The sequence below is a fragment of the Oscillospiraceae bacterium genome (assembly GCA_015065085.1).
Lineage (GTDB): Bacteria > Bacillota > Clostridia > Oscillospirales > SIG627 > SIG627.
Window position 1 is genome coordinate 51,359 of sequence record SVQW01000012.1, and the last position, 16,057, is coordinate 67,415.

Annotated in this window: 12 protein-coding genes; 4 read left to right on the forward strand and 8 right to left on the reverse strand. The window is 43.7% G+C overall.

Annotation, left to right across the window (positions count from 1 at the left end; all coding sequences use genetic code 11):
- Positions 1-16: 16 nt before the first annotated feature.
- From E7588_08375 to asnB, 3 genes are read left to right on the forward strand one after another with little or no spacing between them, the layout of a single operon-like run.
- Positions 17-1,291: a hypothetical protein gene (locus E7588_08375; GenBank protein MBE6689271.1), complete on the forward strand. Its 1,275-nt coding sequence runs from the start codon at positions 17-19 to the stop codon at positions 1,289-1,291.
- Between the two features lie 17 nt (positions 1,292-1,308).
- Positions 1,309-3,432: a hypothetical protein gene (locus tag E7588_08380; protein ID MBE6689272.1), complete on the forward strand. Its 2,124-nt coding sequence runs from the start codon at positions 1,309-1,311 to the stop codon at positions 3,430-3,432.
- A 30-nt stretch (positions 3,433-3,462) separates the two neighbouring features.
- Positions 3,463-5,352, forward strand: coding sequence for an asparagine synthase (glutamine-hydrolyzing) (asnB, locus tag E7588_08385; protein MBE6689273.1), 1,890 nt, complete (start codon positions 3,463-3,465; stop codon positions 5,350-5,352).
- Between the two features lie 295 nt (positions 5,353-5,647).
- Here asnB and E7588_08390 read toward each other — a convergent pair whose 3' ends face one another.
- From E7588_08390 to E7588_08425, 8 genes are all read right to left on the reverse strand, one after another.
- A complete protein-coding gene (locus E7588_08390) occupies positions 5,648-6,805 on the reverse strand; it encodes a hypothetical protein (GenBank protein MBE6689274.1) in 1,158 nt (385 codons plus the stop codon).
- Between the two features lie 24 nt (positions 6,806-6,829).
- The gene (locus E7588_08395; GenBank protein ID MBE6689275.1) at positions 6,830-7,807 is read right to left on the reverse strand and encodes an ABC transporter permease; all 978 of its coding nucleotides are present in this window, start codon (positions 7,805-7,807) and stop codon (positions 6,830-6,832) included.
- A gap of 4 nt (positions 7,808-7,811) precedes the next feature.
- On the reverse strand, positions 7,812-9,308 hold the full coding sequence (locus E7588_08400; protein ID MBE6689276.1) for a sugar ABC transporter ATP-binding protein: 1,497 nt from the start codon (positions 9,306-9,308) through the stop codon (positions 7,812-7,814).
- Positions 9,309-9,688: 380 nt separating this feature from the next.
- Positions 9,689-10,441, reverse strand: coding sequence for an aldolase (locus tag E7588_08405; GenBank protein ID MBE6689277.1), 753 nt, complete (start codon positions 10,439-10,441; stop codon positions 9,689-9,691).
- A 19-nt stretch (positions 10,442-10,460) separates the two neighbouring features.
- Positions 10,461-12,113, reverse strand: a complete 1,653-nt coding sequence (locus tag E7588_08410) for a helix-turn-helix domain-containing protein (GenBank protein MBE6689278.1) — start codon at positions 12,111-12,113, stop codon at positions 10,461-10,463.
- Positions 12,114-12,247: 134 nt separating this feature from the next.
- Positions 12,248-12,550: a Dabb family protein gene (locus E7588_08415; protein MBE6689279.1), complete on the reverse strand. Its 303-nt coding sequence runs from the start codon at positions 12,548-12,550 to the stop codon at positions 12,248-12,250.
- A 3-nt stretch (positions 12,551-12,553) separates the two neighbouring features.
- Positions 12,554-13,621, reverse strand: coding sequence for a Gfo/Idh/MocA family oxidoreductase (locus E7588_08420; protein MBE6689280.1), 1,068 nt, complete (start codon positions 13,619-13,621; stop codon positions 12,554-12,556).
- 109 nt (positions 13,622-13,730) lie between these two features.
- The gene (locus E7588_08425) at positions 13,731-14,552 is read right to left on the reverse strand and encodes a helix-turn-helix domain-containing protein (protein MBE6689281.1); all 822 of its coding nucleotides are present in this window, start codon (positions 14,550-14,552) and stop codon (positions 13,731-13,733) included.
- A gap of 169 nt (positions 14,553-14,721) precedes the next feature.
- On the opposite strand from E7588_08425, the gene E7588_08430 reads away from it, so the two are divergent.
- Positions 14,722-16,044 (forward strand): cation:proton antiporter, encoded by a 1,323-nt coding sequence (locus E7588_08430; GenBank protein ID MBE6689282.1) that lies wholly within the window; start codon positions 14,722-14,724, stop codon positions 16,042-16,044.
- The last annotated feature ends 13 nt before the right edge of the window (positions 16,045-16,057 follow it).

Consider the following 16,057-nt stretch of genomic DNA (forward strand, 5'->3'; position numbering starts at 1 on the left):
AAAGGAGAATGAAAACATGGGAACAGGTCTTATAATCGCAGGAACAATATTTCTTCTCAATCCCAATATAAACATTGTGGATCTTCTGCCCGATTTCATAGGATACATTTTGATATTCCGCGGACTTTTCCGACTGGCTGACATGGATGACCGCATGGCAAGCGCCAGAAAAAAAGCAAAATGGTTATTGTTTGTCAGCCTTGCAAAAATAGTTTTCATGCTCCAGCTCCCCTCTTCAAGCGACAGTGACGTTCTTTTATTCACATTTTGCTTTGCGGTAATCGAAATACTTTTGTGTATACCGCTTTTCAGCGAATTTTTCGGCGGAATGAACTATCTTTGCTCCCGCTACGACAACGAAACAGCACTGAAAAGCGAATCGGAAGCCAAGGCGCTTATATATATTTTTTTGATATTAAAAAACGCCCTGCCCGTTATACCCGAGCTTTTCTCTCTCAACGACGCGACATACGGCTTTGAGCTGAACCATGACCACTACAAGCACATCAGAGACATGGAAATAATAAAAAAGATTTCCGTTATAGGCGCTTTTGTAATTGTCCTTATATGTGCCGTTGTGATAGGCATAAAATTTATCTCATATCTCAGAAAAGTAAACTCGGACAAGCAGTTTATTTCACGTCTTGAAGCCTACTACCGAGAAAATATTCTCAGCGATTCGGCAATGTGGGCAAGACGCCATCAGAATCTTGCTCTCACTTTCTTTGCCGTGGGAATAATGTTTTTCAACAACATTTATCTGGACACATTCCCGGTAACCCCCGATTCATTGGGATATATATTCTTTCTTGCGGGTGCGTTCTATCTGGCAAAGCTTGGTATAAACGTCTTTTGCATGTCGCTGTTATCCGTTGCGGGCACGGCAATATGTGCAGTAAGTAATATTTACCGTATGTACTGCTCGGGCTTCGGTGCCTTTTCAGGCTACTACTGGGATTACTTCAAAACTTCCTATGCAATACCGCTGGATATAATCTGTGCAGTAATTTTCATTGCAACAACGGCAATACTTCTACGCCATATCCGCACAGTGACTGCCGATAATCCCGACGGTGTGGTATTCCCGTCAAAAGTGCTCACCTCGTTAATTCCCGTCGCGGCGTTATCCACAATGCTTACCGACCTTTTGCCCATTCTGGACAAAACAGCAGTTTCAGATGCAATACCGGACTATTACGCCATTTTTGCATTCATAATTCCCGTGTGCACACTTGCTGTAACATCGGTGTGCGCGGCGCAAATGCTCAAAATGCGCACTGCCGCACAATAAATTAAGGAGTACAAAGTATGGAAAAAATACAAAGCATTATAAACTCCTCGGCTGACGCCCTTACTCCCGTCGTGCTCTGGCACTGGAACGGAGCCGTTTCACGCGAGGGTCTGCTCCGACAGCTTGTACGCATGAAAAAAGCCGGGGTTGGCGGATGCATCGCAGTTTATAATCCCGCGGATAATGCGGAAATAACCCGTGAAGAGCTTTGCGACCTTGTTTTTGTATGCAGTGACGAATGTCAAAAGCTTAATATGGATTTCGGGATTCTTGATACTCCCGACGGTCATCTGTTATCCGCGGTACACTCCCTTACCGACCGTGCCGTGGCAGTTTATGATAACAATAATCAAGATGGCTTTATAAGCATTTCACTCACCGAAAATGAAAATGACATAGAATACGCCCTTTCTCGGTTTACGTCATGGAGCAGTGGCAGAAGCCGTTTTGTTTCGGGCTGTAACATTCCCGAAAGCGATGAAAATGTATTGGAGCTTGCGAAGCATGCCTTTGATATGGCAATCGTTCGCGGTGCCTGCCGTGTTGCTTACCCCGTTCCGTATTCACCGAACGGAAATATAACCACCGCGCTCTCTCCCGTTCAGCCCTATTATGACAGCTGTGAAAAGCTCAACGGTTATATTTCCCGTCTTTCGGCTCTTATGAATGAGGGATGCGACACAGCGGATATACTGCTTATAATCGACAAAGCAGATAACAAAGATGCCGTAAATCTTTACAATCTGCTCTCAAAGCTTCACATTGATTTTCATGTTGCCGAGGCTTGTGCCATAAAAGACAGCATTAAATATAAAAAGCCTGATGTTTGCATCGATGCAACGAAATATTCTGATATATTTGTTATCGACAGCCAAAAAGAACACTTCCCCTCCGCTGTTTTGCAGGCATTGGACGAATTTGAAGCAAACGGCGGAAAAATGGTTTGTTTCGGTGAAAATGTTCCTCTTGAATACGAAAGCATTCTCAGCCATATGTATCGTGAAAAGCTTAAAAATGTCAAAATCCTCTCACGTACGGGAAATGGCGACGAAATATTGTATCGTTGTCGAAATCACGACGGATTAAAGGTGTATTTCTTTGTAAATACCGCGCCTTACCACGTAGAATCCAAAATATATATAAACGGCGAAAACAGCGCCGTGCGCCTGAAAGCCGAAAACATGACAAATATACGCCTTTTGGATATCGATTATCCTCAGGGCGTTGCGTTCAAGCTGAATTTTGAGCCGTATCAGTCCCATATTGTATTAGTTGCACATGAGGGCACGTTGCCTGAGGGGATAAAAGCAGATAAGCCCGCCACCCACGTCCGTCTCAAAAACGATTGGGAAATTGAGGAATGTGAAATCAATGCGCTGGTGCTTGACACCTGCCGCATTAAAACAGGCAGTGAGCTTTCCGATGAAATGGAAATATCACATGCCGTAAAGGTCTCTGAGGGTGAATTCGAGCTTCATTTTGATTTCGAAATTGATGAAGCCATGAGCCTTAAAAGCTGCGAAAACCTCCGATTGGTAATCCATAATGCAATGGACCATCATATTTCCGTAAACGGACGGCGAGTATTTTACAACGGTTATTCCTGGTGGCGCGACAGCTCACTGGAAGTTATTGACATAAAAGATTTTGTTTCAAAAGGACACAACGATATAACTCTGCGCGGCACAAAGCCGTTTGAAAAAATATATCTTATCGGAAATTTCGGCGTATATTCCCGAAGCGGATATCTGCGCACTGCCCGAAATACGGTAATAACCGACGGACCTTTTGTAATTTCAAATCCCCCGTCGCAGGTACCCGATGGGTTGTTGGCAGATGCCGGAATGCCGTTTTTCACCGGAAGAATTCTGTTAAAACAGAATCTTAAAATCAAAAAGAGCTTTGGAGAGCGTATTTATCTTGATTTTAACATGCCAAAAGCCGCCATGTGCCGTTTGTATATAAATTCGGTTGCAGCATTTGACGTTCCGTGGCGTGATTCTCCACTTGATATCACAAGCCTGGTAAAGCGAGGAATAAATACGCTCAAAATGGAGCTTATAATTTCCGATAACAACCTTACCAACCCCCGCAAAAACGGAATTTCCAACAGATACCGACTTAACGATACGGGTATTTAAAATAAACTTAAAAAGGAAGTATACACTTTTATGTGCGGATTTGCAGGACTTTATAAAAAGCTGTCTCTGAGCGAAAAAGACAGGGAAAACATCAAAAACATGTCAAAAGCAATTGATTACCGCGGTCCCGACCAGGATTGTATAATCACCTATGACAATCTTGCGCTTGCCTTCAGACGTCTCAGCATAATAGACCTCGAAAAAGGTTCCCAGCCTTTTTGTGGCTTTGACGGACGTTATACTGCGGTGTTCAACGGAGAAATATACAACTACCGTGAGCTTCGTGACGAATTGATGAAAAAAGGCTACACCTTTACCACCAACTCTGAAATTGAGGTACTGGTAACGCTGTGTCACGAGCACAAGGGGGACTTTGTAAAGCTTCTCAGAGGAATGTTTGCATACGTGATATTCGACAAACAGGAACAAAAGCTGTTTGCCGCACGCGACCCCTTTGGCATAAAGCCGTTTTACTACCGCGAAAACGGTGAGGGCATAGTATTTTCCTCCGAGACAAAACCGTTCTTGTTTGATGACAGTATGGGTGGATTTTCAGTTGACAAAGAGATGCTTCAGCACTATCTTTCTTTCCAATACGTGCCCGAGCCCAACACCATGAGCCAAAAAATAAAGTCGCTCCCCGCAGGACACAGCATGGTTTGTGATTTTAAATCCGAAAACGCCGTGACGGTGGAAAAGTATTTTGACCCCATGTTCTGCCCCAAAAAGGAAATAAGCTTTGAGGACAAGGCAAAATTAGTACGCGAAACCGTACTTTCATCCGTCAAGTATCATATGATAAGCGATGTTGACGTGGGAACGTTCCTTTCCAGCGGCATAGATTCTGCCGTAATAACTGCGGCGGCAAGTAAATTAAACCCGGGTATAAAAGCCTTTACCGTAGCTTTCGGTGTAAAGGAATATTCCGAAATAGATGCAGCAAGCGAAATTTCAAAGCATCTTGATGTAGAGCACATAAAGCTTGTGGCGGGTGTTGAAGACTTCAAAAATGCCTTTGAAAAAGTTGTATATCACCTTGACAACCCCACCGCCGACCCCTCTACCGTTGCAATATATCTGATTTGTCAGGAAGCCGCTCGGCATCTTAAAGTTGTTTTGTCGGGCGAGGGCTCAGATGAATTGTTCGGTGGATACAAGGTATACGGCTCAGCCATGCCGGCGGCGAGGTTTTATGCTCTGCCCGGCTTTATAAAAGAAATCATCTACCGCTTTGCAATGCTTCTGCCCGACAGTGTAAAAGGCAAGGCTTTTATCGAACGCGGTTACACCCCTATCGAAAAGCGTTACATCGGAAATGCATTCATATATTCCGAAAAAGAGAAGCCCTCCATACTCAAAACATACGACCCCAACGTAAAATTCTACTCACAGGTGGAGGACATATACAAGGCATGCAGTCACCTTTCTCCCCCCAACAAAATGCAGTATGTTGATATGAACACCTGGATAAGAGGTGACATTCTTGTAAAGGGCGACCGTCTCAGCATGGCACATTCACTCGAGGTCCGCGTTCCGTTCCTTGACAAAGAGGTTTTCAAGGTTGCCTCCATGTTATGCGATGAGGATAAGCTTTCCCACGGCACAACAAAGTATATACTGCGCTATGCCTTCAAGGACATGATAAATGAAGAAACCTTCATGCGTCCCAAGCTGGGCTACCCGGTCCCCGTGTACAAATGGCTCAAAAACGAGCTTTATGATTGGGCAAAGGACATTATCGAAAACTCCACTGCCGATGATTATATCGTAAAAGAGGAAGCACTTCGTATGCTCAATGCCCATCGTGACGGCAGTGAAAACAACTACCGCAAGCTTTGGACAATACTGGTGTTCATCACCTGGTACCGCCTGTACGTTACCGATGCGGAAAAAACCAAAAAAGCAATAATGGAAAAATAAAAATAAACGGCAAGCGACGCTTGCCGTTTACAGTGTGTCGATAAACCTATCGACACACTGTAAGGCTTTCGAAAAGTCAGGGATATTTTGCTGATTTAAGCCTGTCGGCGTACAAAGGTACGGTAAGGCTTGAAGCGGCAAAAAGCGACAAACAGCAGGTGATATTCGATGTATCACCTGCTGTTAATTTCTTTTTTGATTTATTTGCGTTTCTTGAAATATAATTTATTTCCGTCGCGGTATCACGACTTTCTCGACAGTCTGTAAACGACAAGTCAAACTTGCCGTTTATTTTTTATCCCTCGTAAACCAGATTCCGGTCTATCATATCGTCCACATTCATAGCATTCCACCAGGTACCGGCAATGGCAACCTCGGCAGTCACTTCCTTGTCCTCAAGAGCAAACACACACTGCTCCACCGCCTGATATCCTATCTGATAGGAATCCTGCGCCACTGCACCCACAAGCTTGGGGCCGGTGGTTTTTTTCATCCATTCTATCTGCTTTGTGCCGGCATCATAGCCACAGAATTTAATTTTGTCATACTTGCTTCCCGACGCGCCGATAGCGTCATAAACCTGCTTTACAACACCCTCGTTGGTCATGAATATGGCATCAGCGCCCTTTTCGTAAAGAGCCTCCAGTGCCGTTTTGTATGCATTGTCCGCATCACCGGGCTTTACCTCTTTTTCAATAACGCATTTTCCCTTGGTGGTTTCATCGGCTTCGGCAAGCTGTGAAAACTTATCAATAAACCCTTTTGCGCGGTCGATACCTGTCTGAGTTTCGTCATGCTGAATAACACCCAGAATATAACTGTCAGATGATGCAATTTCATCTTTTATCGAAAGATAAAAATTCTCTGCCGCAAGAGCCGCCGCCTTTTCATTACTGGTGGCAACCCAGGCGAGTATGGGATTTTTATTTGCTTTATCAAGTGCCTGAAGGTCATTTGCCCATATACCGCTGTCAAACTGCACCACAGGTATATTAAGGTTATAAGCCTGCTTGAGCATATCGGCAAAGCCCTCTCCGATAGTGGCAATAACAAGACCTGATGCCTTATTGGACAGGGCGGTCTGTACCATTTCCATCTGAGAGGGGATGTCCTTTGGGGATTCGCTTACGGGACCGCGGTATGTTATTTTGTATCCGTATTTTTTGCCGGCGTCCTCTGCGCCGGCTTTTACAGACTGCCAAAAGGCGTGTGATTCGCCTTTGGCAATAACCGCAATGGTCTTGTTGGTGGTGGTTACGTTGTTGTTATTGTTGTTTCCTATTCCGCTGTCGGTCATGTCGCCGTTGTCGGTGCCGGGTTCAAGGATGCCTACATCACCATTGGAATTAATGTTGTCATCGGTTGTACCCGTATCGCGGGTGCAGGAAATAAGGATAAAGGCACATAAAATCAGTGCCGCCAGGGCAAAGCTAAAACGGTAAATATTTTTCATACTGTTCCTCTTTCTTTTTTGAATTTATCTTTTGTTTTTTCGGTTTTTGATTACATCCATCAGCACGGCAACAACAACTATTATGCCCGTCAGGACGTAGGTTACATAGGTTGCGTTGAGGTTGAGATTGAACTTTGCCAGAACAAAATTAAGTCCGCTCCTGATAACCACCAGCAGTACCGAGCCGATTACCGACCCGCTCACCGAAGCTACACCGCCCGCAGCGCTTGTACCGCCGATATAGACGCCTGCTATGGCATCCAACTCCATTCCGTTACCCGTTGCAGAGGCAACAGTGGTAAAGGATGCCGACCAGAAGATAGCCGCAAGACCTGCGCCTATACCGCTGAAAACATAAGCAAGAGTTTTATATCTTGTGGTATTGATACCGGAAAGCCGTGTTGCTTCCTCATTACTGCCTATGGACAGAATATATCTTCCTATCTTACATTTATACATAAGGTACATGCATACAAGCATAAACCCGAGTATCCAGAATATTCCCGTAGGCACACCGTTTGCGTTGGAGAAAACAGCATTGAACCAAGTACCCGTCGGATAGAATATATTCGGAACGGAAACCGCCAGTGCCGAAAGTCCTCTGGCAAACATCATTGTTCCCAGCGTGGCTATAAAAGGCGGAAGCCTCATTACCGCTACAAGAATCCCGTTAATTATACCGAAAAGCGTTCCTATCGCAAGCATTACAGGAATTGTCGCCCAAAGAGGCATACCTTCCATATACAGCTTACCTGCCACAACCGATGCGGCAATGCATACAGTACCTATTGAAAGGTCTATTCCGCCGGTGGCTATTACAAATGTTACGCCCAATGCCAGGAACGCATAGGGTGACAGCGACTGCGCCATGCTGACAATATTATATTTATCCACAAAGTTGGGGTTTAATACGGAAAAAATCACAATCAGCGCAATAAGAGCGAGAAAAATGATGATATTCTGTTTGCCTTTGGTATTCAAAAAATTAATAAGCTTTTGCATTTTTTCACTCCCTCATGGTAGCGTATTTCATTATTTCCTGCTGAGATGCCTGCGCAATGTCAAGCTCTGCCGTTATGCGTCCCTCGCACATGACTATAACACGGTCACTGAGACGTTGTATTTCACTCAGCTCGGAGGAAATCATAATAATGGATTTGCCTTGAGAAGCAAGCTTTTCCATCAGCTCGTACATTTCACTTTTTGCACCGATATCTATGCCTCGGGTAGGCTCATCAAAAATAAAAATATCACAGTTTTTCAAAAGCCATCGCGCAACAATTACTTTTTGCTGATTTCCGCCCGAAAGATTTCTCAGTTCCTGAAAAACCGACGGGGTTTTGGTTTTAAGAACACTGTTTATCTCAGCTGCGGCATCATTGATTCTTTTGTCGTTTATCCAACCGACATTTATATAATCGTCAAGATTTGCCAGAACAGAGTTTTCCGCCACGGATTTTGCCAATAACAGACCGTAGCGCTTTCTGTCCTCCGAAAGATAGCATATACCATGTTTTACCGCATCGGACGGCTCCTTTATTTTCACAAGCTCACCGTTTATAAATATCTCTCCGCTGTCATATTTATCCGCGCCGTACACCGCACGCGCCACTTCGGTGCGTCCTGCTCCCATAAGCCCCGAAAATCCCAGTATTTCACCTTTTTTCAGCTTGAAGCTAACATTCCTTATCGTTCCGGCACGGTTAAGATTTCTCACCTCGAGTACAGTGGGTGCATCGTTATTTACATTGCTTTTCTCTTTTTTATCACCGTAAATAACACGTCCCACCATCATCTGAACCAGTCTGTCACGGTCATAATCCTTTGCTTCAAGTGTTCCCACGTATTCCCCGTCCCTCATAACGGTAATACGGTCGGAGATTCTGCCTATCTCATCCATACGATGGGAAATATATATCATTCCGATACCTTTTTTCTTAAGGTCCTTCATTATTTTGAACAGCTCTTCAACCTCCGGCTGTGTCAGTGCCGCGGTAGGCTCGTCCAGAATAAGAAGTTTTGAGTGATGGGATATGGCTTTGGCTATTTCCACCATCTGCTGTTTTCCGACAGTGAGCGTTCCCAGAATTTGTGACGGGTCTATCTTTACACCTATTTTTCCGAAAAGCTCAGCAGCATCATTTTCCATTTTGCGGTCGTCTATTATGGCACCGCCAATCATTGGCTCACGGCCGATATATATATTCTGCGCCACGGTGAGATGGTTCATCATATTCAGTTCCTGATGTATAATGGCGACGCCCGCTCTTTGCGATTCGGAAATGTTTCTGAAATGCACCTCGCTTCCGAACAGCTCAATCTTACCGCCATCCGGCTGATGTATTCCGCACAGAACCTTCATAAGGGTTGACTTGCCTGCTCCGTTTTCGCCCATGAGGGCATGTATCTCACCTGAGTTTAATTCAAAATTTGCTTTCTTCAGGGCATATACTCCGGAAAAGCGCTTTTCGATGCCGCTCATTTTAAGTATCTGCTCTCCCATGTCTCGCACCTGCCTTTTTAAACATTCGTAAACAGTATGTACACTTGAATGTTTTTTTATTCAACCGCAACAAAAAACCTCTTTTTCTTTTTGAAAAAGAGGTCAGTGTGTCGATAAACCTATCGACACACTGTAAGACTTTCGAAAAGACGATGATATTTTGCCGATTTAAGCCTGTTGGCGTACAAAGGTACGGTAAGGCTTGAAGCGGCAAAAAGCGACAAACAGCAGGTGATATTCGATGTATCACCTGCTGTTAAATTGTTTTTTGATTTATTTTTTTCTTTTTGAAATATAATTTATTTCCGTCACGGTATCACGTTTTTCTCGACAGTCTAACCTCTTTTTCTTTTCGAAAAAGAGGTTTTCGTTCTTCATATTTAATTCTTGATACTATCAACGGTATCCTTAATCGCCTGATAAAAGATTCCAACGTCCACCGAATGGGCGATATACTTTACACCAAGGCTTTTCCATTTCAGAGCATTTTGCAATGTATCGGTAAATGTCCCCACCAAAACGCCTTTTTTGCCACATTTTTCAATTATTTCAAGCATCTTTTCCTGTACCAGGGGGTGATCGGTCTGTCCCACAACTCCCATGGACTGGGACAGGTCGTACGGGCCGATGAAAATCACATCTATCCCCTCAACCTGAAGAATTTCGTCAAGGTTATTTATTCCCTCGCATCCCTCTATCTGCATAATTATAACGCTTTGGTTTGCCTTTTCAAAATACTCAAATCTGTCCATCGAGGAATACTTCGCCGCGCGAACAAATCTGCATACTCCCCTTTCGCCCAAGGGTGAAAACTTTGTTCTTTTTATCACCTCAAGAGCTGAAGCCTTGTCGGTTATTTGAGGAATCTGTATTCCGCCTGCGCCTATATCCAGCGCTTCCGCCATAACAGAAGGATTGTTCTCCTTGGTGCGTATTATGGGGAACATTCCCGTAAGCTGTGCCGCACGCACAAGATTTTGTGCGGACCTGATGGTGTTGGGGCCATGCTCAAGATCAATTATGACAAAGTCAGCACCGCCGTAACCCATAGCCTCAATCATTGCGGGGTCTTCGGTTTTGGAAAACATTCCCACAACGCCGTTTTTGAGCTTGTTTTTGAAGTTTTGTACCATTTTTCTCACTTTATATCCTTTATTTTTTCAGATTGATTTTGAACAATTCCGCACCGCGACCGATGCCCGCGTGAAGTTTTGTCGCAATTACATAAAGATAATCACCGTATTCCCAGGCGGCGGGGTAATGTATTTCGCCCCACGCTTTGCCGCTGGTTTCAAGAATATCAAGCCTTTTTGTGAAGCGCAAGGATTCACCATCGGTAAAATATGCCGTAAGCTTGCTACGGTTGAATTTATCGGTATTGCAAAGCATATAATGCCGTCCGTCGCTTAATTCACCGCAATATATTTTTGAAGAAACATACGGTATGTCATGGGAGTGGGCATTACTCCAGGTTTCACCGCAATCCTTTGAAATATAAACAATGGGAACCCTTCTCAGGTCATTTCTGTTGAACATATACAGCGTTTCCCCTACACATATAACAGATATTTCAGGATGAACAAGCGTTGTACCGTCAGGCAGATTTCCGTTTTCTGCAATTTTAATTAAACGCCATTCGGAATCAATTTTTCCGCTGTCGGAAATAAGCACGGCCGGTGTGGTTGGGAAACCGTCCAATTCTGCAATTCTTCCCGGAAGCATAAGCTTTCCGTTGGGCAATGTCACAACATTCGTGTTTAGCTTAAACGGGATCGGCTTTGACCATAGCAATTCAAATTTATCGGTTTTTGTGTTAAGCATATATAAATCAAGTGAATGTATATGATCGGGTGCAACCATCTGATTAACAATCATATACAATTTATCATCACAAATACCGTAAACAGGTGGGCAGTAAAGAATTTTTTCGCTTTTATCCTCGCAAATGATCTCTAATTCCGACCATGTTTTTCCTTCATCAAAGGAACGCTTGCCGCAAATTGGTGTATAGCCGTAAAGCTCACGCTCGCGGCAATGGTACCACGATGCATATAACACACCGTGATATTCAATAATGGCTGTTTCGTGTAAAAACTTAAAATTATCATCGGGAGAACAAACACAGACAGATTGTATATCCTGTGTGACTGTTTTTATTTCTTTATCCAAAAATTCGGCACTTTCAAATTTTATCGCCAGAAGCATATCATCATATTCATAAAACGGATGAAAACATATATTTTGGGCTTGCTCTTTGAAAACCGTTGGCGTAATACCGATATATTTCGTAAAGGTTTCGGTAAAATAGCTTATATTGTTGTAACCGGACAGGGTTGCGATATCGGAAATCTTTTCATTCCCCTCCGCCAGCATTCTCATTGCCTTTTCAAGTCTTTTGCGGTTTCTGAAAGTGTTCAGGGTCATTCCGCTTTTATCCTTTACCAAATGGCACATATAGTAATAGCTGATGTGAAGCTGTTTTGCTATTTCTTCAAATTTTATGTCGGATGTCATGGTTTCGACAACAGTATCCATTATCCGATTGTACAACTCGTTTTCACGTTTTTTAACGTTGTCACGTCCTGTTATAATAAAACTTATTATATCTTCCAAAAGTGCAACATCACACTCGGTTTTGTCGTTGAATTTCATTATCTTTTCGTCAAGCTGAGAAGGGTCAAAGCTGCATCTCTCCATGCAGTCAATTTTGAAAAACTCAAAAATTTCCGGGATTATTTCTTCCTTTTCAAAATTATTTGCAAGGAACTCTGCAATATACTTGCTGTCATTAAGCTTATGTTTCATAAAAATCCCCCTTGATTTATTTATATAATTACAGTTTAATTATATCACAATCAAGCCCAAAGCACTATAACAGGTTTGTTCAGTTATCGCACAAATAAAAACAAGGCAGAAAATTCTGCCTTGTTTTAATAGTTCTAAAAATTAAAATCCACAACCGTACGGGAAACAGTGACCTGTCTTACATACTGAGCTACCTTGACATGCTCGGGATGCTCGGCATATATTTTAAGGTCGTCCTTATTTTCAAATTCGGTGATAAGCACCATATCCCCCGACATATCAGTGCCGGAAATATCAATGCCTATTTCCATTTTTTTGATTTGGGGAATTTTGTCCACCAGTGCATAAAGGCTGTCCTTTACAAAGCTGAGATGGTCTGCTTTTGTTTTGCCATTAGCACTGTCGGCAAACTTCCACACAACAATGTGCTTCAGCATAAATTAAAATACGATTTCGCGGTTAGCGTCGGAAGAATCGTAGATACCCTGCATAAGCTTTGCAGTGATAATAACGTTGTCAATGTGAGAAGGCTGCTTTGTGCCGTTCTTGATACTGTCAACGAAAGCGTTGATCTCGTTGTTCCACATATTGTCGGTAAAGGGCTCGGGAGTTTCTTCATACAGCTGACCGTCCTTGGTACCGTAGAAGGTGTAGTTTCCGCCGTACTGGAGACGTATACCGCCCTTTGTACCCATAAAGTCAATATAGCATTCGGAAACACCGATGTTCTGAGCCCATGCGCCGTGGATGGTGATGGCAGCAGAATCCTGAGTACGAACGAAAGCGGTAACGCTGTCGTCAACGTCGTAGGTACCGGTTTCTACATTTTTGGTAACCTCAGACCACATGTTCTTGTAAACATAGTTCTTCATATCAACGCCCAGCTTGCAGAACTGTCTGCCGGAAACGGTAAGAGGCTGGGGGTCGCCAAGGCAGAACATAACGATGTCGATGTAATGTACGCCCCAGTCGATGAGTGCGCCGCCGCCTGCGATAGCCTTGGTGGTGAATGCGCCGCCCAGGCCGGGGATGGAACGGTGAGCACGGAAGCTTACGTATACATGGTAAACTTCACCCAGGTCGCCATCGTCAATTCTCTTCTTAATTGCACGGGTGCAATCCTTGAAACGGTTTACAACACCAATGTTAAGGGTTTTGCCGGTTTCATGCTGAACCTTCTGCATTTCAAGAGCTTCGCTGTAAATACGTGCAGCGGGCTTTTCGCACAGAACGTGCTTGCCTGCGCGCAGTGCATCGCAGGAAATGATGGAGTGCATCAGGTTAGGGGTACAAATGGAAACACCCTGAATTTCGGGGTCATTGAGAACTACGTGATAATCCTCAACAGCAGTTCCTACGCCATACTTTTCCACAGCTGCCTGAGCCTTTTCGGGAAGAATGTCGCAGAAATACTTGATTTCCACTTCGGGATTGTTCAGATACGCGGGAATGTGAGCCGCGTTTGCGATACAACCGCAACCGATGATACCAACTTTAATCTTTTCCATAATTACCTCCGGAATTTATAAAAATTTTAATTTTCTGATTTTAGTTAATTATATATCAACCAATGATATAAAACAATAGAAAAAACAACGAAAAACGTGCCCAAAATAACTATTCGCGGTTTTGGCGGTACTCCAACGGGTGGGCACCCCAATATTCCTTGAATGCTTTTATGAAATTGGAAACAGAAACAAATCCGCATTCTTCGCTGATGGCAGTGATGCTGTTGTCGGTGGACAGAAGCAGGCTCATGGCATTTTTCATTCTCAACTCGGTAATGTACACCTTGTGGCTTTTCCCGTAATTGTTTTTGAAATATGTACCGAAATAGCTGGGAGAAACATGCACCAGCTCCGCAAGCTCCGAGGCAGTAATCTTTTTGTCAAGATTACGCGAAATGTAAGAAAGCGCTGCCTGTATGGGCGTAAGGTCGCCTCTGCGCTCGTTTGGGGGCGTGCGGGATATTATGTACATCAGCATAGCCTCCAGCCGTGTACGAATACGTTCGGTTTTCATTGACGAATTTCCAATGTAGTCCTCATAAATCTGCCGTGCATCCCGCTGCAGAAGCTCCAGCTCCTCACAACTGAGCTTTATACAGGGTGAAGACTCCAACCGATAGATGTAATTCATGCATTCCTTAGATATAAAGCGTTCGGAAAAGGCAATATTGTATATTTCAAAGCAACCCTCATGCGCTTTGAATGAATGGGTAGTATAAGGAAAATTCAGAAGGCAGGTGGGCGTGGTTATCTCCAGCGCCGTGCTTTCCACAGTGCTGATACCTGTGCCCGAAACGAATAAATCTATTTCATAAAACTCATGTCGGTGCAAGTGACAGCTGTCCATATTCTTATAATCCACATATACCGGCAAATCATTTTGCAAAACATTGTACGTGCGGACAAGTATTTTTTCATTTTTCATAGTCATACCTCATTACATCTTTGTTTATTATATAACATATACTCCCAAATGTCAAGATGTATACTTACCAAAAAAGCATTGTATTTTTTTCAATTTCGGCAAATTGCTATTGACAAAAAGCTAATTGCGATGTATAATATAATGTAAAAATCATGTAAAGAGAAAGCGTAATATCATGCAAAATTTTTTATACTCTCTGGGCGGATCGCCTATACTTCTTCAGCTTTGCTTCATAACTCTGGGTGCTTTTCTGGTGACACGCATCACCAAGCTGATGAAACTGCCCAATGTTACGGGCTACATACTTTGCGGAATACTTATAGGACCGTATGTTTTAAGAATAATACCCGCCGAAACCGTTACGGCAATGGATTTTGTAACAGACATTGCACTGGCGCTGATATCCTTCGGTGTGGGAAAATACATGAAGCTTAAAAACTTCAGAAACAACGTGGGACGTGTAATCGTAATAACGCTTTTCGAGACACTTACTGCCATGGCGGTAATTACGATGATAATGCACCTTGTGTTCAGGCTCGCTCTGCCCTTTTCACTTCTTATAGGAGCAATCGGCGCTTCCACCGCACCTGCTTCCACCATAATGAACATCAGAACTCTCAAGGCAAAAGGGGAATTTGTTGAAACAACGGTGCAGGTAATAGCTATCGACAATCTTATTTCCATCATAGCCTTCAGCATTGCCGCCGCTATTGTCCAGACCTCCGCTTCCAGCGGCAGTATCGACCCCGATGTGGTTGTAGTGCCCATTCTGATGAATATGATTGGCATTGTAGTGGGATTTTTGATGGGATTTATACTGAAATACCTGCTCAAAGTGGTGGGGACGGACGACAGCCGTCTTGTTCTGACAATCGCATCGGTGGTTGTCATTACCTATATATGCTCCATTATGGACATATCTCCCCTGCTTGCGTCCATGTCACTTGGTGCAACCTACATAAACATAACCGAGGACAAAAAGCTTTACAAGCTGATAAATCAGTTTTCTCCACCTGTACTTATGATATTCTTTGTGGTATCGGGCATGCGGCTTGACGTAACCATGCTTAAAAGTGCGGGAATAATCGGTGTTGTATATTTCATTGTCAGAATCATTGTCAAGTATATTGCCGCTTTTATGGGCTCGGCAATCACACGGGCAGCGCGTCCAATAAGGCTTTACCTGGGACTTGCTCTTATCCCACAGGCAGGTGTATCTGTCGGTCTTTGTGCACTGGCACAGCGTATACTGCCTGCGGAATTGGGAAGTGTTTTATCGGCCGTAATACTCTCCTCAGCGGTGCTTTACGAAATAGTGGGACCTGTACTGTCGAAAAGCTCGCTGTATCTTTCGGGCTCGGTAAAAAACAAAAAGGATAAAAAATCAAAAAAGAAAAAGGAAGCTTTACCGACCGAGGAGGATTCGCTCCGTCCCGTTGAGCTTCCGACACCCAATGAAATAGCAAGCACTGTACAAGAAGAAACACCTGTAAGTTAAGAGAAGTGAATTG